This is a genomic window from Photobacterium sp. R1, assembly GCF_054600795.1.
In genome coordinates this window covers 79,467-102,560 of sequence record NZ_BAAHZP010000001.1, presented here as the reverse complement: position 1 = coordinate 102,560, position 23,094 = coordinate 79,467, and the positions used below count along the sequence as shown (strand labels likewise).

The following is a 23,094-nucleotide window of genomic DNA, read 5'->3' as shown; positions in this document are numbered from 1 at the left end:
CAAATAAAAAAGCGGCAAGGTTTTGCATCACCTTGCCGCTTTTTTCTGGTTCTTGTGCAAATCAGAACATCACAGACTGATTCGCAGGCACATGATAGACCTCACCCTGACGTTTCATCCGTTCCATGTTGTTGAGATCTAATTGCATTTCAGTGACATAGCTATCACCCACCGGGTAGCTGCGAATCACTTCAGCGCCACGGATCACGCCATCAACCGCGCCATCCGTTTCTTCAGAGCCCAGTTGCTGGTCCGTCAGTCCAGCTCTGGCACTGATCCGCATGCCATAAACCTGTTCAGTCAGCTCACGGTAAGCATCCAGTTTAGATGCGCGCATCGCACGGATCCGCTTTTCTTCGATGGTTTGACCCCGCTGCTCGCTAATCGAAGCATAGCCCACCGCCGTGATCAGATTCACATTGCGAAATTCCGTTAACGGCTGGCAACCAGACAGGGTAATCAGCAAAACAGCCATCCACCAAAACCGCATAGTAGCTCCTAAGGTTTTAATATGATCGAGTTATTCTCAAATTTCGTCGCTTCGGAACGGATCAGGACACCATTTTCCAAGCGCATTTTATTCAGCGTATCCAGGTCACGGCCAATACGATCTTCCGGCAGGAATCCCTGCGCACTGGCAATCACTACCCGTGAACGCATACCAATCACACGGGCATTAATCAGCACACCGCCACCCTGACGCAGCATAGTTCCGGTCAAAACGTAGTCTACAGGCTGCTCAGAAGCCAATTCTTTCCAGTTCCGGCTCAGCGAGAAGTCCCCTTCCGGCGTGACGCGGATAGCACCAGTCGCCTTGTAGTCAACAACCGTAAAACCCATTTGCTGCATATGGTACATGAAGCCTTCAGAAACCGCATTGCCGAGCCAGTTGGTTTCATTCATTTGCTGGATATCAACAAACGATGTCACAGCCAGCGGCGTTTTTGCCGTCAGATACTGGTTTGATTCCACCAGCTGCTTCGTCATTCCTTCAATAAAGAAGTCTATGGTATGGCGAGGCGTTTCCTTCAGCAAGAAGTTGCTGCCTGTATAGCTCTCTTTACCGTTATAAACTGGTGAATACGTACATGATGCTGTCAGCAGCGACAACAGCAAGATGGTCCATTTTTTCATTCTACCCTGCTCCGGAAGAAACGAGACAATGGCCTTTTATCGTCCGCTATCTCGAAAACTTTATGACTTTTCATTGCCGCGCTCCCATTTTGACTTTTTAGGAACACTCTTTGCATACATCAGCTTGCGACTCAGGATGTTGGCAATGTAAAAAGCTGTTAGGCTAATTGGCTTGAACCCTAATGGGGTTTCAACCTGAACGACAGACAAAACAAAGCAATTATCGTACCGAAAACGCCGGAAATTGGAAAATCTATGAAAAACACGCTCAGGAAAGCCCTTCTGGGTCTGGGAATACTTACCGCTATGCCATTGCAGGCCGCCTGGTTTGAAGTCACCGGTCAGGCGATTCTGCTGGAAAGTAAGTCTTCGGCCCGGACCAATGCCATCGAAGACGCCGTATACCGTGCCATGCATTACGCAGGAGCTGATTTTTCCAGCTTTTCCAATCTGAAACCCTATTTGCAGGAAGACCGGCAGGAATACCAGTTCAATGGAACAGAAGTCCGTCATGTTCAGATCAGCAAAAGTTTTGTCAAAGACGGCAATTATTACGTCACCGCACGGGTCGATATTTACCCGTCGGCAAAAAGTTGCCACAACGTCCAGTACAAGAAAGGGATGCTGATCAGTGACTTTTCTCTGGCTATCCCCCAACAGGCGGCGTTGGGAGGGATTTATCAGGTCGGCAAAGATTTTACTCAGTTACTGAAACGGCAAATCGGCAAACAATCGCAGAGTTTTGTCGTAACCGGAACCAGTGCTGTCCCGGTTCAGCCGGATAATCCCGGGGCCATGATGATGCTGGCCGAAGATTATGACGCCCAGTACATCGTGAGTGGCCAGATTACCGATCTGACTTCCACTTTGGATCAGAGCCTGCTGTCCAGCGATAAGATTAACCGTCAGTTCTCAGCGGAAGTTCAGGTACTGGACGGCAAGACCGGTGAGGTGCTGGTTCAGCGTAAGTACCGTGAAGTTGCAGAATGGCCGTTTTCACGGGTCAGCCAGGTCGATACGCAAAGCGCACGCTTCTGGGTTTCAGCTTATGGCGCAGCCTTACAACGGATCAGCCGCAACATCATGCTGGACTTGGAGTCTTCCCTGGCCTGCCGCGCAAGCCTGCCGGAAGTGGTCAATGCACACGGCAATCAGGTACAGGTCAACGTAGGCAGAGCTCACGGTGTGAAGCAGGGAGATCTCCTGAGACTATGGCACACCGCCGGCTTTATTGACCAGTACGGGATTTCACGAAACCGGATGGTGGAAACGAAAATCACCCTGGTTGTGGATCGCGTCTATGAAAACTCAGCCGAACTCAGCGTGCAGCAAAACGAACTTGCTGCCAGCATTCAACCTGGTGATTTACTGACCAAGCAGCCGCAACGCAGATACTAAAGGGTTAAAAAGTCTCAGCTTTTGAGTATAATGGCCTTCCTGCTTTTTCAGGAAGGCTCCCTTAGCTCAGTAGGATAGAGCGTCCCCCTCCTAAGGGGAAGGCCGCAGGTTCGACTCCTGCAGGGAGCGCCACTTCCTCGTCATCCTGACAATCCCGGATTTATTCAGACCGACCCGCTTTATCTGACTCTCACCGGTCAGACACAATACTGTTTTTCCATTTCATCCCAATATTTTTAGCCAGAAGCGCAGCCTGTATCCACAACAAGATTCCGACTCTTTTTAATAATTGAAAAATATGATCTTGTTCTAGTCTATTAGTGATAAAGACAGAGTGATTCACGGATTCCAGCGCAATACCGCATAAGGTGCGCTTTTCGGCTATCACTTTTCGTCATCACAAAAGGAGAGAGCTATGAAAAAGTTCGCAATGTTTGCAACAGCAGCGCTGCTGGCGATCAGCTTTAATGCGCTGGCCTATACATTGTCCGGAACACCAACTCAGATCCCGAAAGATGCCATGCAATACTGTGCCGGTGCGCAAAACTTTTGGGTGTGTGTAGACACCTATGAGCGTCAGAACAAATAAGACGCCAGTCAAATCACAAAAAAAAAAAGCGGAGGTCATCACCTCCGCTTCCTGTTACTTCAGACTGATATCACTCAGGCGTTAGCTTCACGCTGCGCAATAAAGTCCAGAGCCATCTGAATACGTGCGATCACACGAGCCTGACCAACCAGGTTCATCACAGCATCGACCGATGGTGACTGACCCTGACCCGTTACGGCAACACGCAGCGGCATTCCGACTTTACCCATGCCCAGATCCAGCTCTTCACAAGTTTGCTGAATGAGCTGATGCAGAGATTCTGTATTCCAGTCTGCCAGTGCTTCGGCTTTCTGTTTAGCCAACTCCAATGCTTCTTTGGCAACCGGACGCAGGTGTTTCTTCGCAGCCGCTTCATCGAATGCAGAGAAATCTTCAAAGAAGTAGCGAGACTGTGCTGCCAGCTCAACCAGCGTATCACTGCGCTCAGCCAGTAACTTGATCACTTCAGTGACAGCCGGGCCCCCTGTTGTGTCGATGCCCTGATGGTCCAGATGCCACTGCAGGTGCTTCGCCACATACTCAGCTGCTGAGGTCTTAATATAGTGGTTATTCAGCCAGCGCAGTTTATCGGTATTGAACGCAGAAGCCGACTTGCTGATATCGTCCAGGCTGAACAGATTGATCATCTCTTCCTGCGTGAAGATTTCCTGATCGCCATGAGACCAGCCCAGACGAACCAGATAGTTCAGCAGCGCTTCCGGCAGATAACCATCATCACGATACTGCATCACGCTCACGGCACCGTGACGTTTTGACAACTTGGCACCATCGTCGCCAAGAATCATGGCACAGTGGGCAAATTCAGGCACTGGCGCACCCAGGGCCTTGTAGATGTTGATCTGACGAGGCGTATTGTTGATATGATCTTCACCACGAACGACATGGGTAATTTCCATGTCCCAGTCATCCACAACAACACAGAAGTTATACGTCGGGCTGCCATCGGTACGGCGAATGATCAGGTCATCCAGTTCGCTGTTGCTGATTTCGATACGGCCGCGAATGTGGTCGTCAAATACCACGCTGCCCTCTTTCGGGTTCCGGAAACGAATCACGAAAGGAGACGCTTCAGTCGCAGCTGCATTGGCTTCAATAATCCGAGGATGGTTCGCGTCATAACGTGGTTTCAGACCTGCAGCCATCTGCTCTTCACGGATCTCATCCAGCAGATCTTTCGGGCAATAGCATTTGTAGGCTTTATCTTCCACCAGCAACTGATCGATCAGTTGGTTATAACGGTCAAATCGTTTTGTCTGATAGTAAGGACCTTCATCCCAGTTCAGACCCAGCCACTCCATACCTTCCATAATGGCATCGATGGCTTCCTGGGTTGAACGCTCCAGATCCGTATCTTCAATCCGCAGCACAAATTCACCGCCGGTGTGTTTGGCATACAACCAGGAATACAACGCAGTACGGGCACCACCAACGTGCAGGAAGCCTGTTGGGCTCGGAGCAAAACGAGTTTTAACCGTCATGAAAAGACCTTCAAACAAATGATTCAAACGAAAGGCGTAAGCTGATGCATGACTTTACGCAGTCTGCAATAGCGGCATTCTACCACTGACGCGGCAATCCTCAACCTGCGATTGATATCTGCGTTGCAAGTCGCCTGCAAGTCAGGCGAGCGAGAGTGACCTGGTTCAGATTCCTTCAAGTTGACCCTTTTACTGCTTTACCATGCAGATTGCTCCAGTAAACTGTATTTTTACAAATGAATAAGCAGATTCCCGCAGGCGCTAAAGGATTGCCTCAATGAAAATAAAGAATTTACTCTTGTCGTCAGCACTACTGGCATGCACCACACCGGCCATCGCACAGGTCAGTCTTGAACTGCCCAAAGGCGTTCATCTACTGGTAGTGAATGAACAGGATGCCGGCTACTCTTCACTCGGTTTTAATCATCAGCCAGTACTGGCCTTACCTAACGGTCAGAATCAGGTGGTTTTCCGTATCGGCAAAATTGTCATGGAATCTGGCAGTCTGAAGACCAAATACGATTCAGTGCCTCTCATTGCGCTGTTCGACGCCAAAGACACAGCACTTACGCTTGAAGTCCCGAAAATAGACACACTGGCACAAGGCCAGGCATATGACAAATCCCCCGATTTCAGCATCTTGAATCAGGGGCATCCGTTGAAAGTAAAATCAGACAAATTAGCCGTTGGGTTTACCCTTTCACCGGATTTTGTCCAACTGGCCAAAGAGTACAACCGGACAGAGCGCATCGCTTCAATCAGGCACATCCCAAAACCGGCAAATACAGACAACCAAACAAATATTGTTGCCGACAATCCGGAAGCGGAAGAGATGCTGCAATACTGGTTTCATCAGGCCAGCCCTGAAACCCGAAAAGCTTTTCTGAGCTGGGCCATTCAAAATATGAACTAATGGGGCTCTTTACCTATATTTGACGCCAAAAACAAAAAAGTACCCATGAGGGTACTTTTTTTATCAATCTGGTTCCTTGAAAATTGAAGGTTTCCTGACTCACATTTACCATACCGGCAAAGGAAAAGGACCGGCCTGATCAGCCGGTCAAATGAAAAAGGCAGCAGTCGCTAAGCGATTAGAAGTAGTACTCTACACCCCATCCCCAACCAAACTCAGCGTCTGAATCATCTTTCGAGATCATGTATGGGCGTAAGTAAGTAATCGCAGAGTCATCCAGGAAGTACGTCACGTTTGTTGAAACGATATAGTCTTCACTGCCTGAGAAAGATTTGCCTTTCACATCTGCTTCCAGGTTCGCAGCGTAGTTCGCCTTGAACTGCCAGTTTTCTACACCATTGTAAACCACACCAACAGAGTAACTGCCCTGATCAATATCCATGTCCGTAAAGGTTGTTTCTGCACCATCAACCTTAAATGAGCCATCTTCATAGTCAGCCGCTTCATGCTTATACGCACCATAGAGGCCAAAGTCACCGAGATTCAACTCAAAGCCCAACAGGTATGCGTCGGTATCTGACTTCGTCTCGCCTTCCACTTTTTCAAATGTTGGTGGATTGCCGCCCTGCTGAGCCAACCATGCACGGTAGAAAGTTGAAGATGCGCTGACAGTTCGGTCAGTCCCCATCTCATAGGCCGCATGCAGTGTAAACAGGCCGGTAGAGTAATGAGCACCGACACCGTAAAAGTTTGAATCTTTATCTTTTTCGGTTCCCCGGCCAGCTGCAACATTGAATGTGAAGCCGCTGTAGTTCCCTGAGTCAAAACGAACCATGTTCGATTGGCGGTCATAACGTGCACCACCAACAACGTCACCGCCCCAATCGAAGATTGCACCCGCGCGCTGACCTGAATACGGCCAGTCAATCACTTCGTATAATGGGGTCAGCATACGTCCCAGACGGACACGGCTGCCATCACTGAAACTTGCACCAACGTAAGTATCACGGACACCCAGACCTGAACCGGTACCGTCATCACCAACGTTACCGCCTTCCAGCTGCCAGATCAGGTTTGGACCACGAGCCAGCTCTTTTGAGCCGCGCAGACCAAAACGGGATTCGTTTTCAACTTTCAGCGGAGCATCACCTGCTTTGCCGCTGTCATCTTTAAATTTATCTTCACCATATTGCCAGACAGACACCGCCACCTGACCATACAGATCAACAGTATCAGTTGCTGGTGCAGCCTGAGCAGAAGTTGCAGTAGCAACCGCCGCGGCAGCAACCGCAAGACCTAATACGGAACGCTTAAACACATTACCCATGGAAAACTCCTAAAAACTAGCTGAATACCTGCGTCATAAAGGTTGGCCGCCGTTGACGTCAGGTCTTTCTCCCCAATATGTCAGTCAAACTTGTTGTGAGTTTGGCAATCATATTTTTTGTTTGGTTGAGAACTGAATCAGTTCAGGGATAAGACTACTTTCGCAGCGCAAAACATCAATCAGAAAGTTAATTTTCTATTAAAAAAATATGATTCAGTGCAAATTTATCCAGTATCAGTGATCCTAGTCATGATTCCATTAAATCGCTTTCAATGAAGAGAATAAAACCATTAAATACAGATATTTAAAAAAACATTGTTATTATTAGTGAGATCTTGATTGTACTTTTCTGCATGTTACAACATTGATTGCATTCCAATGTAAGATACTGCTACTTATGTTTTTTATGTCATATCAGTTCATCTTTATATTCACAAATGAAATTAAAAATGATGCCGCCCCAATCAGCTAAACACGAAGAAAAAAAAGTGTTCTTTTCGACAGACACAAAAAAGCCCGTCAGCAGTTTGACGGGCTTTTGGGCGTTTTTCGGCAAGAATAAAGGTTCAGTTTTTCAGCTGTGCCAGCAGTTCAGATTCATCCCAAATCTCAATGCCCAGCTCCTGCGCTTTTGCCAGTTTTGAACCAGCCGCTTCACCGGCAACCAGCAAATCCGTTTTTTTAGAAACGCTGCCGGTCACTTTGGCTCCCATCGCCTGAAGCGCCGCTTTGGCATCTGAACGACTGAGCTGAGACAGAGTGCCGGTCAGCACCACCACTTTTCCAGCCAGAGGCAACGCCACGTCCTCTGAAGGTTTTTCAATTTCCGGCCAGTGGATCTCCTGAGCCAGCAAATCTGTAATCACATCCCGGTTATGTGCTTCACGGAAGAAATTATAAACATGTGCTGCCACGACAGAGCCGACATCCGGTACTTCAATCAACTGTTCTTCGGTCGCTGCCATCACCGCTTCCAGGGTCAGGAAATGATTGGCCAGGTTCGCGGCGGTAGCTTCGCCCACCTCACGAATGCCCAGCGAATACAGAAATCGTGGCAGTGTTGTGGTTCGCGCCGCCTGAAAAGCATCGACCAGCTTTTGTGCTGATTTCGGTCCCATACGCTCCAGTCCTGTCAGCTTTCCGGCTGAAAGCTTGAACAGGTCGGCCGGGGTAGCAACCATCTCTTTATCGACCAGCTGTTCGATCACTTTTGTCCCGCAGCCATCCACATCCAATGCTTTGCGCGACACAAAGTGTTTCAGGGCTTCTTTCCGCTGTGCCTGACAAATCAGTCCGCCCGAACACCGGGCAACGGCTTCGCCTTCCACACGCTCCACAGCAGACTGGCACACCGGACACTCAGACGGGAATTCAATGGGCAGAGCCCCTTCCGGCCGCCGGGACATCACAACAGAAACAACCTGAGGGATGACATCACCGGCCCGGCGGATAATCACCGTATCACCAATCATGACACCCAGACGGGCAATTTCGTCAGCGTTGTGCAGGGTCGCGTTGCTGACTGTCACGCCGCCCACAGAAACCGGCTCCAGCTTTGCCACTGGCGTGATCGCCCCCGTCCGGCCAACCTGGAACTCAACATGATTCAGTACTGTCATCTCTTCCTGAGCCGGGAACTTATACGCAATTGCCCATCGCGGTGCTCTGGCGACGAATCCCAGTTGCTGCTGCTGGGCGATGTCATCGACCTTAATCACGACACCGTCGATTTCATAACTCAGTTGCTGACGCTTTTCGCCAATCCCCAGATAGAAAGCAATGACCTCCTCCAGACTATGTAACAGGCGTGTTTCCGGACACATTGGCAGCCCCCAGCCTTTCAGCTGACAGAGCCGCTCATACTGGCTGCCTGCCAGTTCCGCCCCTTCCACAACACCAACCGAATAAGCGTAAAAACTCAAAGGACGCGTTGCGGTAATACGCGGGTCCAGCTGGCGTAAACTACCTGCCGCAGCATTGCGCGGGTTCGCAAATGTCTTCTCGCCTTTTTTCAGAGCACGGGCATTCAGGTCATCAAACCCCTGCTTGGGCATGAACACCTCACCCCGTACTTCCAGACGAACCGGCCAGCCCTCTCCCCTCAGTTTCAGCGGAATGGCACGAATGGTTTTCACATTTGCGGTAATGTTTTCACCGGTAGTGCCGTCGCCCCGTGTGGCTGCCTGTACGAGGACACCATTTTCATACATCAGACTGACAGCCAGACCATCCAGTTTAGGCTCACAACAGTAAGAGACTTCAGCTGCAGCAGCCAGCCGCTCGGTCAGACGACGGTTGAAGTTCGTGAGATCGTCATCGGAAAATGCATTGTCCAGAGACAGCATCGGTATTTCATGACTCACCTGAGTAAATGCCGCCAGCGGCTCGCCTCCGACACGCTGACTCGGTGAGTCAGGCGTGATCAGTTCCGGGTGCGCCGCTTCCAGCTTCAGTAATTCCTGCATCAGGCGATCATACTCAGCATCCGGAACCTCCGGATTATCTTCTACATAATAGAGATAGCCGTGATAGGTGAGCTGTTCACGCAGAGATGCCAGCCTTGCTTGGATGTCTGTCATTCTTTTTTCCTACATCAATTCTTGTCGCAAAAACCATCGGGTATTGTTCCTGAAATACCGCCCTGAACACTTTGACAGCAGTTGGCAGACACAAGACCCGATTTTTCTGATTCTTCACTCTCAACATTTAGGGCCCCAATCAGGGGCCCTAAAACATATTCACTGCGAAACGGCACCATCACAGGTACTGTTTGGCTTTTTCCCGGTAGGCTTTCAAGCGCTGCGGCGTAATCAGATTACGCTCATGGTCCAGAATATCTGCGCCCATGTCATCCGCAATCCGCTGAACGGTCTGCAGCATCAGATTAAAATTGTCATCTGCACGGCCATGACAAGGCAGCATCAGGTAGAACGCAACCCCAGGCGTGGCAAACTCATCCAGCTGGTCCTGAGGGAAGTATCCCGGACTCACCATATTAGCCACCGTGAAAAGAACTGGACCCGTTCCGGCTAAATCAGCATGGCGGTGATAAACAGAGTTTTCACCATAAATCAGGTGATGCCTTTCCAGACACTGGAACAGCTTCACACCGGTTAACATTTCGCCACCACGCGCATGTACATTCAGCACCAGAAAGTCCGGCTCAAGTTTCACTTCTTCAACAGGCGCTTCAGGCTCAGCGAGTGGCACCTCTGAAACTTGTTGTGCTGCCTCAACTTGTACCTCTTCAGTCTGCGGCAAAATCGCCTGCTCCGATACCCGAGAGTCTGCAGACACAAACTGCGGCTCCGACTTGGGCGCTTGCTGAATCACTTCCGCTTCTGCCTGGACCTCAACCTCAGGGATGACCGTTTCCAGTACAGCTTCTTCCACAGAAGCCGATGTCTGTACCGAAGCGGTCACCTCAGGTTGCGAGTCCTGAGATATCTCGCCGCGACGTTCTTCCGCCACGGGTGCAGCCGGTGTCGCCGGCGCGTCAAATAAAGGATCAATTGCCAGTTCATCACCAAAGTGCAATTCTGGCTCTTTACGTGCCGGGCGCTTGGCAGGCGCTTCCGGTTCCCCGCCATTCGCGATGACCCTGACGGAACCGATACCGTCCTGATCGAACCCTTCGTTGTCTTTCGTCTTGCCTTCGTCCAGACGACCAATTGGTTTTTCACCAAACTTGGCGGGCTTGTCCTTCCGGCTCGACCACAATCCGTGCAACAGAAGTGCAGAGATAGCCAGCACTCCGACAATAATTAGAACCAGACGCAATTCCTGCATTATGAGTACTCTGAATAACTTGTTTTACCTGACAAAGTCGGCCTGAAACTGTGTATCTGACCAATCTGAAACGCTTGGCTTCAGGGACAGACCCCACTAAGCGTGCCACACCTGAGACATTTTTGCTGTAACCAGGATCTGTTTTGTTGTCCTGACAGCCTGTCTCGTGAAGGTATTGTCCTAATGTATCAAAACTCAAATCCCAAAGAGAAGTTCAAAGTTGTGATTGATGTCATATAGTGCATCCGAGCACAAAATTCCATCAATGAACTGGCATCTGCGGCTTGCCGGGTCTATGACGGCAGATTGATCACACCCAACAGAAACCGTTACTATGCCTGCATCAATATCCTGTCGCCTGTACACACGACAACAGGATCGTTTTTGAGGAGACTGGCAATGCCAAATACTGCTTTAAATACCACCCCGATCGGCGGTGCGGGATATTTTTTCCGTGGCGTTTCTCTGGCGATGCAGCCGGGAACCCGCCGTTTTGTCATCATTCCCTTACTGGTCAACATACTGCTTTTTGGCGCTGCTTTTGGTTTTGTCCTGACACGACTGAATGACTGGATTACCAGTTGGCTGGAAGGCTTGCCTGGCTGGCTGGACTGGTTGTCTTATCTGCTGTGGCCGTTGCTGGCAATTGCGCTGCTGGTGGTGCTCTCTTATTTTTTCAGTACCATCGCAAACTGGATTGCCGCGCCATTCAATGGGCTTCTGGCTGAGCATCTGGAAGCCAAATTAACCGGTGAAGCACCACCGGACAGCGGGCTGAAAGATATTCTGAAAGACTTACCCCGCATCCTGCATCGCGAGTGGGTCAAACTCAAATATTACCTGCCCAAAGCAATCGGACTGCTCATTTTACTGTGGATCCCGGCAATCGGTCAGACACTTGGGCCCGTACTGTGGTTTCTGTTCAGTGCCTGGATGATGACCATCCAATATGTCGATTACCCGTTCGATAATCACAAGGTTCCTTTTATTACCATGCGGGACGCGCTGAAACAGTATCGGGGCAAGTCCCTGAGTTTTGGCAGCCTGGTGATGCTGTGTACCATGACCCCGATTCTGAACCTGTTCGTCATGCCGGTTGCCGTCTGCGGTGCGACCGCCATGTGGGTGGATCACTACCGAAAACCCATGATGAGTCTCTGACCCCGTCAGAATCCTTCATCCCCGGCAATGCCGGTAACAACAGAGGCGGATTGACCGCCTCTTTCTTTATTCTTCTGACAACGCCCGGATTCCGTTCTCTGGCGGCCTGACGACAAAATCGGTGGCCCGGTTCACACCTTTTCTTATAACTCTAAGATATAACAATAAATTACTTTTCAATATGCAGTCAGCGATTATGCTTGGTCTATCATCTGTTGATAACGTGTCACCAAGGAACGACAAGCATGAGTAAGATTTACGAAGATAATTCTCTGACAATTGGTAATACCCCGCTGGTTCGCCTGAACCGTGTCAGCAAAGGCAATGTTCTGGCCAAAGTTGAATCCCGTAACCCTAGTTTCAGTGTGAAATGCCGTATCGGTGCCAACATGATCTGGGATGCAGAAAAACGTGGCGTCCTGAAACAAGGTGTGGAACTGGTAGAACCAACCAGTGGTAACACAGGGATTGCTCTGGCATTTGTTGCCGCAGCCCGTGGGTACAAGCTGACCCTGACCATGCCAGAGAGTATGAGCCTGGAGCGTCGTAAACTACTCAAAGCACTGGGTGCCAACCTTGTTCTGACCGAAGCGCCAAAAGGCATGAAAGGTGCCATTGAAAAGGCAGAAGAAATCGTTGCATCTAATCCGGATAAGTACCTGCTGCTGCAGCAGTTTGACAACCCGGCAAACCCTGAAATCCACGAAAAAACGACTGGTCCTGAGCTGTGGGATGCAACGGATGGTGAAATCGATGTTTTCGTTTCCGGTGTCGGTACCGGTGGTACGCTGACTGGCGTCAGCCGCTATATCAAGCAGCAGAAAGGAAAAGCCATTACGACAGTTGCTGTTGAGCCGGTTGAATCTCCTGTCATTACCCAGGCGCTGAACGGTGAAGAAATCAAACCGGCCCCGCATAAAATTCAAGGTATCGGTGCTGGTTTCATTCCTGGCAACCTGGATCTGACACTGATCGACGAAGTTGAGCGTGTCAGCTCTGAAGATGCCATCGAAATGGCTCGCCGTCTGATGGAAGAAGAAGGCATCCTGGCTGGTATCTCTTCCGGTGCGGCAGTCGTTGCTGCCAACCGCATGGCGGAACGTCCGGAGTTCGCAGGAAAGAACATTGTTGTTGTGCTACCAAGCTCAGGTGAGCGCTACTTATCGACTGCACTGTTTGCTGGCATCTTTACCGAAAAAGAAACCCAACAGTGATCACAAAATTGCCATTTTTGATAAGCAATTGTTAATGTCAAGCCCCCCAACGGGGGCTTTTTTATTGCTTTTTGACCTTACCTTTAATATAAATCCGACCACGCTTTTATTTTCAGCATCGAAATAAAGGGGCAAAAATTGACCTGGTCGATGTTTGCTGGGTGATAAACCACTTAGAATGGGACCCAGAACAACACTAAATCAATGTAAATGAATGTGAAATTAAACACCTAAATTAGCAAGCTTTCGCTATTGGGATTAAGCTTACCTTCAGTTGCGTGATTATTACATTAGACGATATCAAGAATCGGGGTGAAAAATGTATCAGAAGCAAGTTGAGATTACTGCAGAAAACGGCCTACACACTCGTCCTGCTGCGCAGTTCGTGAAAGAAGCAAAAGGTTTTGACGCAGACATCACTGTTACTTCTAACGGTAAAAGCGCAAGTGCAAAAAGCCTGTTCAAACTGCAAACACTGGGCCTGGTCAAAGGCACTGTGGTAACTATTTCTGCTGAAGGTGCGCAAGCACAAGAAGCTGTTGACCACCTGGTTGCCCTGATGGATCAACTGCACTAATCAGCCGCAGTACAAAAATTCCCTACTAGTTGTTTGTTAATTTTAAGGTAAGGCTATGATTTCAGGTATCCTGGCATCTCCTGGTATCGCTTTTGGTAAAGCGCTGCTACTGCAGGAAGAAGAGATTACTCTTGATAAGTCACCAGTTTCTGGCGATCAGATCGAAAAAGAAATTGAGTGCTTCTTCAATGCGCGTCAGAAATCTTCTGAACAACTCGAAGTTATCAAAGAAAAAGCAAGAGCGACCTTCGGTGAAGAAAAGGAAGCTATCTTTGAAGGCCACATCATGTTGCTCGAAGATGAAGAGCTTGAAGAGGAAATCATAGCCTTCATTAAAGAAAACAAAGCGAGAGCAGCCTACGCTATTTATTCAGTAATTGAAGAGCAGGCAATGACGCTGGAATCGCTGGATGATGAATACCTGAAAGAGCGTGCAACGGATATCCGTGATATCGGTAACCGTTTCGTCAAAAATGCGCTGGGTATCAATATCGTCAACCTGAGTGCCATCAATGAAGAAGTTATTCTGGTGGCCAACGATCTGACTCCGTCTGAAACAGCACAGATCAACCTGAATTATGTGTTAGGTTTTATCACCGACATCGGTGGCCGTACCTCGCACACCTCAATCATGGCACGTTCACTGGAGCTGCCTGCGATTGTGGGCACGAACGACATCACCAAACAGGTACAGAACGGCGACATGCTGGTTCTGGATGCGATCAACAACCAGATCGTCATCAACCCGACTGATGGTGAAATGGCGAAGTTCAAAGCCATTCGCGATGAATTCCAGGCCGAAAAAGATGAACTGGCCAAACTGAAAGACCTGCCTGCTATTACGCTGGACGGCCATCAGGTCGAAGTCTGCGGTAACATTGGTACCGTGAAAGACTGTGATGGTGTGAACCGCAACGGCGGTGAAGGTGTTGGCCTGTACCGCACCGAGTTCCTGTTCATGGACCGTGATGCACTGCCGACAGAAGACGAGCAATATCAGGCATACAAAGATGTGGCGGAAGCCATGCAGGGCCAGGCGGTCATTATTCGTACCATGGACATTGGTGGCGATAAAGATCTGCCATACATGGATCTGCCAAAAGAAATGAACCCATTCCTGGGCTGGCGTGCCGTCCGTATCAGCCTGGATCGCCGTGACATCCTGCGCGCTCAGCTTCGTGCGATTCTGCGAGCATCTGCGCATGGTAAATTGCGTATCATGTTCCCGATGATTATCTCGGTTGAAGAAATCCGTGAACTGAAAAACGAGCTGGAAACCTACAAAGCAGAACTGCGTGAAGAAGGTCTGGCATTTGACGACAGCATTGAAGTCGGCGTCATGGTTGAAACACCGGCAGCCGCTGCAATTGCGCACCACCTGGCCAAAGAAGTTGACTTCTTTAGCATTGGTACAAACGACTTAACCCAGTATACTCTGGCTGTTGACCGTGGTAACGAACTGATTTCTCATCTGTATAACCCGATGTCACCAGCGGTACTGACCGTCATCAAGCAAGTAATTGATGCCTCCCACAAGGAAGGCAAATGGACTGGCATGTGTGGTGAGTTAGCCGGTGATGAACGTGCAACCCTGCTGTTGCTTGGTATGGGTCTGGATGAGTTCAGCATGAGTGCGATTTCTATTCCACGTATCAAGAAAGTGATTCGTAACAGTAACTTTGCTGATGTAAAACTGATGGCTGAGCAAGCCCTTGCTCTTCCGACAGCTGCTGAAATCGAAGCACACGTAGAGACATTTATCGCAGAAAAAACCATCTGCTAAGATAGCAGCAGATAGAATAACAACGCTTAGGAGCAACGCTATGGGTCTGTTTGACAAATTGAAGAAACTGGTTTCTGACGACACCAATGAAGCAGGCGCGATTGAAATCATCGCCCCACTTTCAGGCGAAATCGTCAATATCGAAGACGTGCCTGATGTTGTCTTTGCTGAGAAAATCGTTGGTGATGGCATCGCTATCAAACCTGCCGGTAACAAAATGGTTGCCCCGGTTAACGGTACTATCGGTAAGATCTTTGAAACCAACCACGCGTTCTCTATCGAGTCTGATGACGGTGTAGAGCTGTTCGTACACTTCGGTATTGATACTGTTGAACTGAAAGGCGAAGGCTTTACCCGTGTCGCAGAAGAAGGCCAAACCGTGAAAGTGGGTGACACTATCATTGAGTTTGATCTGGCTGTACTGGAAGAAAAAGCAAAATCTACGCTGACCCCGGTTGTGATTTCTAACATGGATGAAATCAAAGAGCTGAGCAAACTGTCCGGTGCCGTGACTGTTGGCGAAACCCCAGTTCTGCGCATCAAGAAGTAAGACTCTCCTGAGAGACTGAAGCATAAAAAGCCGCCTCAACAGGCGGCTTTTTTGTCTCTGTCAATCACATTCGAAACAGTATCAGAGTTGCTTCAGCATTGCTTCAGACGGCACAAAGAAGTATCCCCCGGTCACGGCCTGGGTGAAATCCAGTAACTTATCCGTCTGACCATCTTTCTCACCATACATGTTACTGAGCATTTCACGGAAATTTCGCTGCTCCGCACAGTAAGCAATGAACAGCAAACCATGCTCACCACTCACCGCACCATAAGGGAGACTGTGACGGACAATCTTCAGGCCTTTGCCATTTTCTTTCAGATCAACACGGCCCACATGGGAATTCTCAGGGACATCATCCAACTCGACTGAGTCCGCTTTGGTCCGCCCGATAATTTTTTCCTGCTGGGCGACGTTCACGGCATGCCAGGCCGGCAGCTGATGGACAAAACGCTGGACCATCACGAAGCTTCCCCCCGCAAACTCCCCATCCGGGATAATTGCCACCTGACGACGTGCCTCCTGCATTTTCGGATTTTCCGTGCCGTCAATAAATCCGGTCAAATCCCGGGCATCAAGATAACGAAAACCATGGGTCTCATCCAGCAGTTCCACTTCCGACGAAATAGGCTGTAAAAAGCTGCTCAGCAAATGGAAATTCAAATCATGTCGATTCGAATGAATATGCAGCAGAATATCCCCTCCGGTCGACGGTGCCGTGACGTCACCACTTCCCAGTGGGGTAAATTCTTCAAAATCGTCCGGACAACCCAACTCGAATTGCTGCCAGAACGCTTTCCCAAACCCCATACTCAAATGAATATCAGCACTCACATGCTGGTGGTTGAGCTTTTTCGCGATTTCCGGGAGCCCCTGGCACTGACGGATAACCTTTTCCTTGTTTCCGACCAGGTTCAACACACAGACTAAAGAAAACGGACCTGCTTCTGGTAATATGGCACTTTGTGGCGTCACCTTCATTCTCCCATGATTGTCTCGTTCTGTTTTCCGACTCATTGAAACTGCGCTCTGCCTTTGCAACATCAATGATTAGAAAATGATAATAGTCGCTTCTGAGTTAAACATATTGATCATCAACAGCCAAGACGAGATCGAATCCAAAATTGTTAACTCTCGTGAAGGCTGCGCCTCATCACTCAAATTTTCATCAAAGAGAAAACAAAAAAGCGCCTTATAAGGCGCTTTTCAATCATCAAAATACACTTTTATCAAACAAAGACAGAGTTACGCAGACATCACAGCCACTTGCAGTTTCACTGAGTTCAGTGCGTCGTCTTCACACGTTTCAAATGAAGCCGGTGTATCAAGTCCTGTCGAAATTACCGGTGCAGCCAGTACCCGCCAGGCACCATCATCCAGCTGTTCTTGTATCTTAAAGGCGATTTTCACTTCTTCGGCCGAAACTTCCAGCAATTCTGCACTGCCGAAAAACTTACGGCGCTCTCCTTCAGTGGAGCCGAAAATGACCGTTTCTTCACCTGGCAGCAGCTGTAAGGATGTCGCTACCGATTGGTGGTAACCGGCACTGGACAGTTCAAGGTTCACATTCAGCAACCAGTCTGCCATCGCCAGCGGGCTCAGTAAGGCACTAAACAGCACCACCCCTCTCCCAAAATCATTCATCTGACACTTTCTCCATAGGCTAATTGGCAAATGTATGTCTGACTCGGGAACTCCGTACCAGATAGGCCATCAGCCAGAGCGATATCAGCAGCGTCACGGCTGCCGGCCAGCTAAAGGCGCCTCTCATTAACGTCAGGTGGTACACTTGCAATACAACATCAAGGGCATATGTCATCAGCAGAATTGGTCTGCCATATCGCCATAGCCCATTCACTATTTTGTTTTTTTTATGTCGAAGTCCACTCAGCCACATTAAAACCACAGCCGGTAAACCAATTCCCATCAGCAGATAAAGATTCTGCGTATGGGGAAAAAACAGCTGAAGCAGATTGGCGCCCTGCGCCTGACTTACTCCGGCCATTACAAACGCGCCCCAGCCTCTTGCACTGAACAGCATGCTCAGCCATAACAAGCCTGATGGTTTCAGCTGGCCATGACTGTCATAAGCATCAATCGAATACATCTGTCCTTCGCTCAGAGTTTTGAACAACGTATTTATTTTTTTCGACAATAAATGATATGGATCAATAGGCAAAGACATAGACGTTCGTTCTGCGTCATCACGCACGAATAATTTGCCTAACCTGCAATCACGATCACGATTTTACGTATACTTAACAAACAATTCGTCTGTGACGTTTTTTCCATCTGCAAACAGACAGACGATTTTCCTGAGAATTGATGATATTTCATCAACTTGATAGTCTTGGTCAGTCACATGGAAACATTCAACCGTGAATGTTCGACAGCCAAAATGTAGGAAAATTCCTACAAATCATCTCAATTTACGCTTTGAAGTATTCCGGGATAAACTGCTTACTTCACGTTATTTTCATCGTCAATGAGAACGCTATGAGCAAATCAGCTAACAGCCCGTCCCCAGAGACTCAGTCGGAAGCACTGCAAATCGCCAGAGCTACGCAAAAGCCAGGCCAAACCAAAGAACAGACCAAGCTCATCGCCCAGGGCATCCAGAAAGGGATTGAACTCTACAAGAAACAGCAAAAAGCCAAGGCCAGGGAGAGGGACAAGTTCCGGAAGAAACAACAGAAAGAAAAAGTTGCCGCCGCCAGTCACACCAATGCAGTCCGTGACGACATCAAACCGCAGATCATCGTGAAACACAGTGCGCTGCCCTGGTTGCTTTTAGCTGTGTCATGGTGCGGCTTTTTGGCCTGGCAATATTTCAGCTGATTCAGATCAACGCCACACACTTGATAATAATTAGCATTTGCATCTATACTTATCCATAAATTTTGAAAGGATAAATCTATGGAGCGGCGAGTGTTTCGAATGATCTGCCTGCTGGGATTGACCAGTATCGCTTTGCTTCACCTGGGTGAAATCTGGCTCACTGGCCCAACCCAACAAACTCATTTCCTGACTGAATGGCTGCCACTATATACCGTTTGGGGGATCCAGCTGGCACTCAGCTGGTGGCAGCCGGATCAGGAAAGTTCCTAGGAATGGTGAGTCGATTTGTCTTTCCCGAATGACAGCAGCCACAATGACACCACAGCCACGGCAAGGAAGCCGGTCAGAATAATCACAGGCATCGCGGCATAACCCAATACATGCCAGATGACAGATTCCAGCGTACTCATGTTCCTTTCTCCTTATTGCCAGCCTTCAACATCTTTCATATCCGGTAACCGGTGCGCAATCCCTTTGTGGCAATCCACGCAGGTTTTATCCCCTGTTGCCAGCGCCTGAGAGTGCTGTTTTACCGCACGCTCACCCTGCTCTGAATAATCCATATAGTCAAACTGGTGGCAGTTACGGCATTCTTTTGAGTCGTTTTTCTTCATCCGGCTCCACTCGCGATGCGCAAGATGTCCCCGCCTTTCCTGAAACTTCTCTTCGGTGTTGATTGTCCCCATTGCAAAAGCAAACAGTTCTTTGGAAGCCTGTACTTTACGGACAATTTTATCCGTCCATTCATGAGGCACATGGCAGTCAGAACAGATCGCCCGCACCCCGGAACGGTTGGAGTAATGAATGGTGGAGCGGATTTCTTTCACAATCGGCGCATGGCAACCGGAACAAAAAGCTTCAGTGTTCGTGGCCTCCATCCCGGTGTTAAAGGCCCCCCAAAACAGCAGACCGCCCATAAAGCCCAGAAACAGCACCAACCCCACCGCAGCCTTGCTCGGCGATTTTAAACGGCACCAGAAACGTTTAATGATATTCATAACTGGCTCCGTGGTTATTTATCTTCCAGGGCGTCAACACGCTTGAAGGTGTTGTCGACCAGGGGCGTTGCATCCGCCTGCGGCACATGGCATTGCAGACAGAAATACCGGCTGGGAGATACATCAGACAGCACCTGCCCCTGACGCGGCGAACGATAATGGGTCACACTGATTTTGGTCGCCCCCATTTCATTGGCATATTTCCAGCTATGGCAGGACAAGCATTTATTCGCATTCAGCGAGACTTCGTAATTCCGTATCGTATGCGGAATCAAAGGCGGCTGATACACGTAGTCGCTGTCAATAGGCTTGCCATCCTTCGGATAGTTTTTCCAGCTTTCCCCGGGGAAAGTATCTTTAATCTCTGTCTGCCCCCGCAGCGAATGCAGGCCGCCATTGCCGCCCACCAGCTCATCATTTGTGTCAGTAGCGGCATGGGCAGCACCCAAGGCAAGCAACAGGACGATCAGCCCGCCAGTCAATTTGTTCGCAATCTTCATGAGCAGCTCCATTTACGCCTTGGTAATCTTGATCGGGCATTTTTTGTAGTCGGTCTGTTTCGACAACGGATCCGTTGCATCCAGCACCAGCTTATTAATCAGAACCCTGGCATCGAAGAAAGGCACAAAGACCAGTCCTGCCGGCGGTCTGTTCCGGCCCCGGGTATCCACCCGACAGCGAACTTCACCGCGGCGAGACGTCAGCAAGACTTCGTCTCCCCGGCGAATGTTGCGCTTCCGCGCATCATCAGGATGCATGTAACACACCGCATCCGGAACTGCTTTATAAAGCTCTGGAACACGACGGGTCATGGTGCCGGTATGCCAGTGCTCCAGCACCCGGCCGGTACAGAGCCACATGTCGTATTCTTCATCCGGTACTTCCGGCGGCTGTTCATATGGGGCAAAAATGATGTTCGCTTTACCGTCCGGCTGTCCGTAGAAATAGAAACCTTTCCCTTCAGGTACATAAGGGTCAGAGCCCTCGGCATACCGCCAGCGGGTTTCTTTCCCGTCCACCACCGGCCAGCGCAAACCACGGGCGTTGTGATAATCATCGTATGGTGCCAGATCATGACCATGACCGCGGCCAAAGCTGGCATATTCCTCAAACAGACCCTTCTGCACATAATAACCCTGTGCTTTGGCGTCATCATTCAGTGCCTGAGCCTGTTCCAGCGGGAACTGATCTACCTGGCCGTTGCGGAATAACACGTCGTACATGGTTTTGCCTTTGTATTCCGGCATTTTTGCCAGCAGTGCTTCGTCCCAGACCTCTTCGATTTTGAAACGTTTGCTGAACTCCATGATCTGCCACAGATCCGATTTGGCGTCTCCGGGCGCAGCAACCTGCTGGTACCAGGCCTGTGTCCGGCGTTCTGCATTCCCATAGGCACCTTCTTTCTCAACCCACATCGCCGTTGGCAGAACCAGGTCAGCCGACTGCGCAGTTGCTGTCGGGTACGGGTCGGAGCAGACAATAAAGTTCTCCGGATTGCGATAGCCGGGCAACCGCTCCTGATTGATGTTCGGGCCCGCCTGCATATTGTTGTTACACATCACCCAATACGCGTTCAGAACGCCGTCATGCAGCATGCGATCCTGAAGCACGGCATGAAATCCGGGCTTCGGCGGGATGGTCCCTTCCGGCAGCTTCCAGATTTTCTCTGCGATGGCACGGTGTTTCGGATTCATCACTACCAGATCCGCCGGTAAACGGTGCGCAAAGGTACCAACTTCCCGTGCGGTTCCGCAGGCTGAAGGCTGGCCGGTCAGTGAAAACGGGCTGTTCCCCGGCTGTGAGATTTTTCCGGTCAGCAGGTGGATGTTGTAAACCAGATTATTCATCCATACCCCGCGGGTATGCTGGTTCATCCCCATGGTCCACAGTGACATCACTTTCACATTCGGATCGGCGTAATATTTCGCCAGCTCCAGAAGCTTGTCTTTCTCCACACCGGACAATTCAATCGTTTTCTCCAGCGTGTATTCCGCGACAGAGGCCTTATATTCCTCAAACGTCATGTCATGCATGGCACCTGAGTTTGGATTCGCAGCCGCCTTCTGCCGCGGATCTTCGTCGCGCAGCCCGTAACCGATATCCGTGTCGGCGCGTTTAAAGTGAGTATGCTTGTTGACGAAATCCCAGTTCACCGCGTCGTTTTCGATAATGTAGTTCGCGATAAAGTTTGCAATCGCCAGATCGGACTGCGGATGGAAGATCATACCGTTATCCGCCAGCTCAAAAGAGCGGTGATAGTAAGTCGACAGCACGTTCACCTTCACATGGGGATAGCTCAGACGCCTGTCGGTAATCCGGGTCCACAATATCGGGTGCATCTCCGCCATGTTCGAGCCCCAGAGAACAAAGGCATCCGCATGTTCAAAGTCGTCATAACACCCCATCGGTTCGTCCATGTTGAACGCCCGCATGAAGCCCACCACCGCCGAAGCCATACAGTGGCGAGCATTGGGATCGATGTTGTTGGAACGGAAGCCTGCCTTCATCATCTTGGAGGCCGCATAGCCTTCCATCACCGTCCACTGTCCTGAACCGAACATCCCGACACTGGTTGGCCCTTTGGCTTTCAGGGCTGTTTTCCATTTTTCAGCCATAATATCGAAGGCCTGATCCCAGCTGACTGGCTGGAAATCACCATCTTTGTGGTATTGGCCATCTTTCATGCGCAGCAAAGGTGTGGTTAAACGGTCGGCGCCATACATGATTTTTGACAGGAAATAGCCTTTGATACAGTTCAGGCCGCGGTTGACTTCAGCTTCAGGATCGGCCTGCGTCGCAATCACCTTGCCCTGCTGCGTCCCCACCAGCACCGAGCAGCCCGTCCCGCAAAAACGGCAGGGGGCTTTGTCCCAGTGGATCTTGGTTTCATCCGAACTGACAATCAGGTTGGTTGCCGAGGCCGGTAAGGTAATGCCGGCCACTGCTGCGGCCGAAGCTGCCGCGTTTGCTTTCACAAACGCCCTTCTGGTCATTTTCATGGTGTATCCTCAAAGTCAGGTCCCTGCTGCTCAACCTGGTGAAACACCAGAAAGGTCGTCAGCACATGATCAAATGCTTGAATGACATCAATAATGTCGGTTACTTCTCTGTGATTTGCGGTTTCCAGTACTACCACCAGCTTGCCTGCCGGGCTTTCCCCGTAAACTTCAGCCTGCGGTATGGCATTGATCCGGGTTTTCACCCGGGCCAGGCCTTCTGGTTTCACGTGCACAACCAAGCTGGAAATATGGACCTCTCCGGAAGGTGCCGACGGTGATTTCTGAAAACGCGGATCCGCGTCTTGTCTGAATTGCTTCATCATCT

Annotated in this window: 24 protein-coding genes and 1 tRNA gene; 11 read left to right on the top strand and 14 right to left on the bottom strand. The window is 49.8% G+C overall.

Going from position 1 to position 23,094, the window contains the following annotated elements; all coding sequences use genetic code 11:
• Positions 1-61: 61 nt before the first annotated feature.
• Entirely contained in the window at positions 62-490 is a 429-nt protein-coding gene (locus ACYP03_RS00505; protein ID WP_248143569.1) for an LPP20 family lipoprotein, read from the bottom strand.
• Between the two features lie 8 nt (positions 491-498).
• A complete protein-coding gene (locus tag ACYP03_RS00500) occupies positions 499-1,134 on the bottom strand; it encodes a FlgO family outer membrane protein (RefSeq protein WP_248143567.1) in 636 nt (211 codons plus the stop codon).
• A 255-nt stretch (positions 1,135-1,389) separates the two neighbouring features.
• On the opposite strand from ACYP03_RS00500, the gene ACYP03_RS00495 reads away from it, so the two are divergent.
• The 3 genes from ACYP03_RS00495 to ACYP03_RS00485 all read left to right on the top strand — a co-directional run bounded on the left by ACYP03_RS00495 (position 1,390) and on the right by ACYP03_RS00485 (position 3,121).
• Positions 1,390-2,532, top strand: coding sequence for a flagella assembly protein FlgT (locus ACYP03_RS00495; protein ID WP_248143565.1), 1,143 nt, complete (start codon positions 1,390-1,392; stop codon positions 2,530-2,532).
• A gap of 55 nt (positions 2,533-2,587) precedes the next feature.
• A tRNA-Arg gene (locus ACYP03_RS00490) sits at positions 2,588-2,664 on the top strand.
• A gap of 283 nt (positions 2,665-2,947) precedes the next feature.
• Positions 2,948-3,121 carry a hypothetical protein gene (locus ACYP03_RS00485; protein ID WP_248143563.1) on the top strand — a complete coding sequence of 58 codons (174 nt, stop codon included), beginning with the start codon at positions 2,948-2,950 and terminating at the stop codon, positions 3,119-3,121.
• 74 nt (positions 3,122-3,195) lie between these two features.
• On the opposite strand, the gene gltX is transcribed toward ACYP03_RS00485, so the two are convergent.
• A complete protein-coding gene (gltX, locus tag ACYP03_RS00480) occupies positions 3,196-4,620 on the bottom strand; it encodes a glutamate--tRNA ligase (protein ID WP_459778044.1) in 1,425 nt (474 codons plus the stop codon).
• 277 nt (positions 4,621-4,897) lie between these two features.
• Here gltX and ACYP03_RS00475 point away from each other — a divergent pair, with 277 nt between their 5' ends.
• On the top strand, positions 4,898-5,533 hold the full coding sequence (locus tag ACYP03_RS00475; protein WP_459778042.1) for a YccT family protein: 636 nt from the start codon (positions 4,898-4,900) through the stop codon (positions 5,531-5,533).
• 178 nt (positions 5,534-5,711) lie between these two features.
• Here the strand turns inward: ACYP03_RS00475 and ACYP03_RS00470 are convergent, their stop codons facing one another.
• From ACYP03_RS00470 to zipA, 3 genes are all read right to left on the bottom strand, one after another.
• On the bottom strand, positions 5,712-6,860 hold the full coding sequence (locus tag ACYP03_RS00470; RefSeq protein WP_248143559.1) for a porin: 1,149 nt from the start codon (positions 6,858-6,860) through the stop codon (positions 5,712-5,714).
• Between the two features lie 566 nt (positions 6,861-7,426).
• The gene (gene ligA, locus ACYP03_RS00465; RefSeq protein ID WP_459778040.1) at positions 7,427-9,439 is read right to left on the bottom strand and encodes an NAD-dependent DNA ligase LigA; all 2,013 of its coding nucleotides are present in this window, start codon (positions 9,437-9,439) and stop codon (positions 7,427-7,429) included.
• Positions 9,440-9,617: 178 nt separating this feature from the next.
• Entirely contained in the window at positions 9,618-10,649 is a 1,032-nt protein-coding gene (gene zipA / locus ACYP03_RS00460) for a cell division protein ZipA (protein ID WP_459778038.1), read from the bottom strand.
• 399 nt (positions 10,650-11,048) lie between these two features.
• On the opposite strand from zipA, the gene cysZ reads away from it, so the two are divergent.
• From cysZ to crr, 5 genes are all read left to right on the top strand, one after another.
• Entirely contained in the window at positions 11,049-11,810 is a 762-nt protein-coding gene (gene cysZ, locus ACYP03_RS00455) for a sulfate transporter CysZ (RefSeq protein WP_248143554.1), read from the top strand.
• A gap of 245 nt (positions 11,811-12,055) precedes the next feature.
• Positions 12,056-13,024 (top strand): cysteine synthase A, encoded by a 969-nt coding sequence (cysK, locus tag ACYP03_RS00450; RefSeq protein ID WP_248143553.1) that lies wholly within the window; start codon positions 12,056-12,058, stop codon positions 13,022-13,024.
• Positions 13,025-13,343: 319 nt separating this feature from the next.
• Complete coding sequence (locus ACYP03_RS00445) at positions 13,344-13,601, top strand: HPr family phosphocarrier protein (protein ID WP_248143552.1); 258 nt, start codon at positions 13,344-13,346, stop codon at positions 13,599-13,601.
• A 55-nt stretch (positions 13,602-13,656) separates the two neighbouring features.
• Positions 13,657-15,384, top strand: coding sequence for a phosphoenolpyruvate-protein phosphotransferase PtsI (gene ptsI / locus ACYP03_RS00440; protein ID WP_330960784.1), 1,728 nt, complete (start codon positions 13,657-13,659; stop codon positions 15,382-15,384).
• Positions 15,385-15,424: 40 nt separating this feature from the next.
• Entirely contained in the window at positions 15,425-15,934 is a 510-nt protein-coding gene (gene crr / locus ACYP03_RS00435) for a PTS glucose transporter subunit IIA (protein WP_036748389.1), read from the top strand.
• An 81-nt stretch (positions 15,935-16,015) separates the two neighbouring features.
• Here the strand turns inward: crr and ACYP03_RS00430 are convergent, their stop codons facing one another.
• The 3 genes from ACYP03_RS00430 to ACYP03_RS00420 all read right to left on the bottom strand — a co-directional run bounded on the left by ACYP03_RS00430 (position 16,016) and on the right by ACYP03_RS00420 (position 18,041).
• Positions 16,016-16,915: a Dyp-type peroxidase gene (locus ACYP03_RS00430; RefSeq protein WP_459778408.1), complete on the bottom strand. Its 900-nt coding sequence runs from the start codon at positions 16,913-16,915 to the stop codon at positions 16,016-16,018.
• Positions 16,916-17,179: 264 nt separating this feature from the next.
• On the bottom strand, positions 17,180-17,578 hold the full coding sequence (locus ACYP03_RS00425; protein WP_248143549.1) for a hypothetical protein: 399 nt from the start codon (positions 17,576-17,578) through the stop codon (positions 17,180-17,182).
• Positions 17,579-17,597: 19 nt separating this feature from the next.
• Positions 17,598-18,041 (bottom strand): DUF2919 domain-containing protein, encoded by a 444-nt coding sequence (locus ACYP03_RS00420; protein ID WP_459778032.1) that lies wholly within the window; start codon positions 18,039-18,041, stop codon positions 17,598-17,600.
• Positions 18,042-18,430: 389 nt separating this feature from the next.
• Here ACYP03_RS00420 and ACYP03_RS00415 point away from each other — a divergent pair, with 389 nt between their 5' ends.
• Both ACYP03_RS00415 and ACYP03_RS00410 read left to right on the top strand, forming a co-directional pair.
• Positions 18,431-18,772 carry a DUF2956 domain-containing protein gene (locus ACYP03_RS00415; RefSeq protein WP_459778031.1) on the top strand — a complete coding sequence of 114 codons (342 nt, stop codon included), beginning with the start codon at positions 18,431-18,433 and terminating at the stop codon, positions 18,770-18,772.
• Positions 18,773-18,862: 90 nt separating this feature from the next.
• Positions 18,863-19,042, top strand: a complete 180-nt coding sequence (locus ACYP03_RS00410; RefSeq protein ID WP_248143545.1) for a hypothetical protein — start codon at positions 18,863-18,865, stop codon at positions 19,040-19,042.
• On the opposite strand, the gene ACYP03_RS00405 is transcribed toward ACYP03_RS00410, so the two are convergent.
• The 5 genes from ACYP03_RS00405 to ACYP03_RS00385 are packed head-to-tail and all read right to left on the bottom strand — an operon-like array spanning position 19,039 to position 23,092.
• Entirely contained in the window at positions 19,039-19,182 is a 144-nt protein-coding gene (locus tag ACYP03_RS00405) for a TIGR02808 family protein (protein ID WP_248143544.1), read from the bottom strand. The two genes, ACYP03_RS00410 and ACYP03_RS00405, sit on opposite strands and share 4 nt — an antisense overlap.
• Before the next feature lie 12 nt (positions 19,183-19,194).
• Entirely contained in the window at positions 19,195-19,770 is a 576-nt protein-coding gene (locus ACYP03_RS00400; RefSeq protein WP_459778029.1) for a NapC/NirT family cytochrome c, read from the bottom strand.
• A 14-nt stretch (positions 19,771-19,784) separates the two neighbouring features.
• Complete coding sequence (locus ACYP03_RS00395; RefSeq protein WP_459778027.1) at positions 19,785-20,270, bottom strand: nitrate reductase cytochrome c-type subunit; 486 nt, start codon at positions 20,268-20,270, stop codon at positions 19,785-19,787.
• Positions 20,271-20,282: 12 nt separating this feature from the next.
• The gene (gene napA / locus ACYP03_RS00390; protein ID WP_248143542.1) at positions 20,283-22,769 is read right to left on the bottom strand and encodes a periplasmic nitrate reductase subunit alpha; all 2,487 of its coding nucleotides are present in this window, start codon (positions 22,767-22,769) and stop codon (positions 20,283-20,285) included.
• Complete coding sequence (locus ACYP03_RS00385; RefSeq protein WP_330960789.1) at positions 22,766-23,092, bottom strand: chaperone NapD; 327 nt, start codon at positions 23,090-23,092, stop codon at positions 22,766-22,768. Before ACYP03_RS00385 ends, napA begins: the two co-directional genes overlap by 4 nt.
• Positions 23,093-23,094: the final 2 nt, after the last annotated feature.

Coding starts and splice junctions, on each gene's coding strand:
- gltX (WP_459778044.1), bottom strand. CDS start 4,620: ATGACGGTTAAAACTCGTTTTGCTCCGAGCCCAACAGGCTTCCTGCAC.
- ACYP03_RS00405 (WP_248143544.1), bottom strand. CDS start 19,182: ATGAGTACGCTGGAATCTGTCATCTGGCATGTATTGGGTTATGCCGCG.
- ptsI (WP_330960784.1), top strand. CDS start 13,657: ATGATTTCAGGTATCCTGGCATCTCCTGGTATCGCTTTTGGTAAAGCG.
- ACYP03_RS00400 (WP_459778029.1), bottom strand. CDS start 19,770: ATGAATATCATTAAACGTTTCTGGTGCCGTTTAAAATCGCCGAGCAAG.
- cysK (WP_248143553.1), top strand. CDS start 12,056: ATGAGTAAGATTTACGAAGATAATTCTCTGACAATTGGTAATACCCCG.
- ACYP03_RS00470 (WP_248143559.1), bottom strand. CDS start 6,860: ATGGGTAATGTGTTTAAGCGTTCCGTATTAGGTCTTGCGGTTGCTGCC.
- ACYP03_RS00505 (WP_248143569.1), bottom strand. CDS start 490: ATGCGGTTTTGGTGGATGGCTGTTTTGCTGATTACCCTGTCTGGTTGC.
- ACYP03_RS00420 (WP_459778032.1), bottom strand. CDS start 18,041: ATGTATTCGATTGATGCTTATGACAGTCATGGCCAGCTGAAACCATCA.
- ligA (WP_459778040.1), bottom strand. CDS start 9,439: ATGACAGACATCCAAGCAAGGCTGGCATCTCTGCGTGAACAGCTCACC.
- zipA (WP_459778038.1), bottom strand. CDS start 10,649: ATGCAGGAATTGCGTCTGGTTCTAATTATTGTCGGAGTGCTGGCTATC.
- ACYP03_RS00500 (WP_248143567.1), bottom strand. CDS start 1,134: ATGAAAAAATGGACCATCTTGCTGTTGTCGCTGCTGACAGCATCATGT.
- ACYP03_RS00385 (WP_330960789.1), bottom strand. CDS start 23,092: ATGATGAAGCAATTCAGACAAGACGCGGATCCGCGTTTTCAGAAATCA.
- napA (WP_248143542.1), bottom strand. CDS start 22,769: ATGAAAATGACCAGAAGGGCGTTTGTGAAAGCAAACGCGGCAGCTTCG.
- ACYP03_RS00395 (WP_459778027.1), bottom strand. CDS start 20,270: ATGAAGATTGCGAACAAATTGACTGGCGGGCTGATCGTCCTGTTGCTT.
- ACYP03_RS00430 (WP_459778408.1), bottom strand. CDS start 16,915: ATGAAGGTGACGCCACAAAGTGCCATATTACCAGAAGCAGGTCCGTTT.
- ACYP03_RS00425 (WP_248143549.1), bottom strand. CDS start 17,578: ATGAATGATTTTGGGAGAGGGGTGGTGCTGTTTAGTGCCTTACTGAGC.
- ACYP03_RS00415 (WP_459778031.1), top strand. CDS start 18,431: ATGAGCAAATCAGCTAACAGCCCGTCCCCAGAGACTCAGTCGGAAGCA.
- cysZ (WP_248143554.1), top strand. CDS start 11,049: ATGCCAAATACTGCTTTAAATACCACCCCGATCGGCGGTGCGGGATAT.
- crr (WP_036748389.1), top strand. CDS start 15,425: ATGGGTCTGTTTGACAAATTGAAGAAACTGGTTTCTGACGACACCAAT.
- ACYP03_RS00495 (WP_248143565.1), top strand. CDS start 1,390: ATGAAAAACACGCTCAGGAAAGCCCTTCTGGGTCTGGGAATACTTACC.
- ACYP03_RS00485 (WP_248143563.1), top strand. CDS start 2,948: ATGAAAAAGTTCGCAATGTTTGCAACAGCAGCGCTGCTGGCGATCAGC.
- ACYP03_RS00445 (WP_248143552.1), top strand. CDS start 13,344: ATGTATCAGAAGCAAGTTGAGATTACTGCAGAAAACGGCCTACACACT.
- ACYP03_RS00475 (WP_459778042.1), top strand. CDS start 4,898: ATGAAAATAAAGAATTTACTCTTGTCGTCAGCACTACTGGCATGCACC.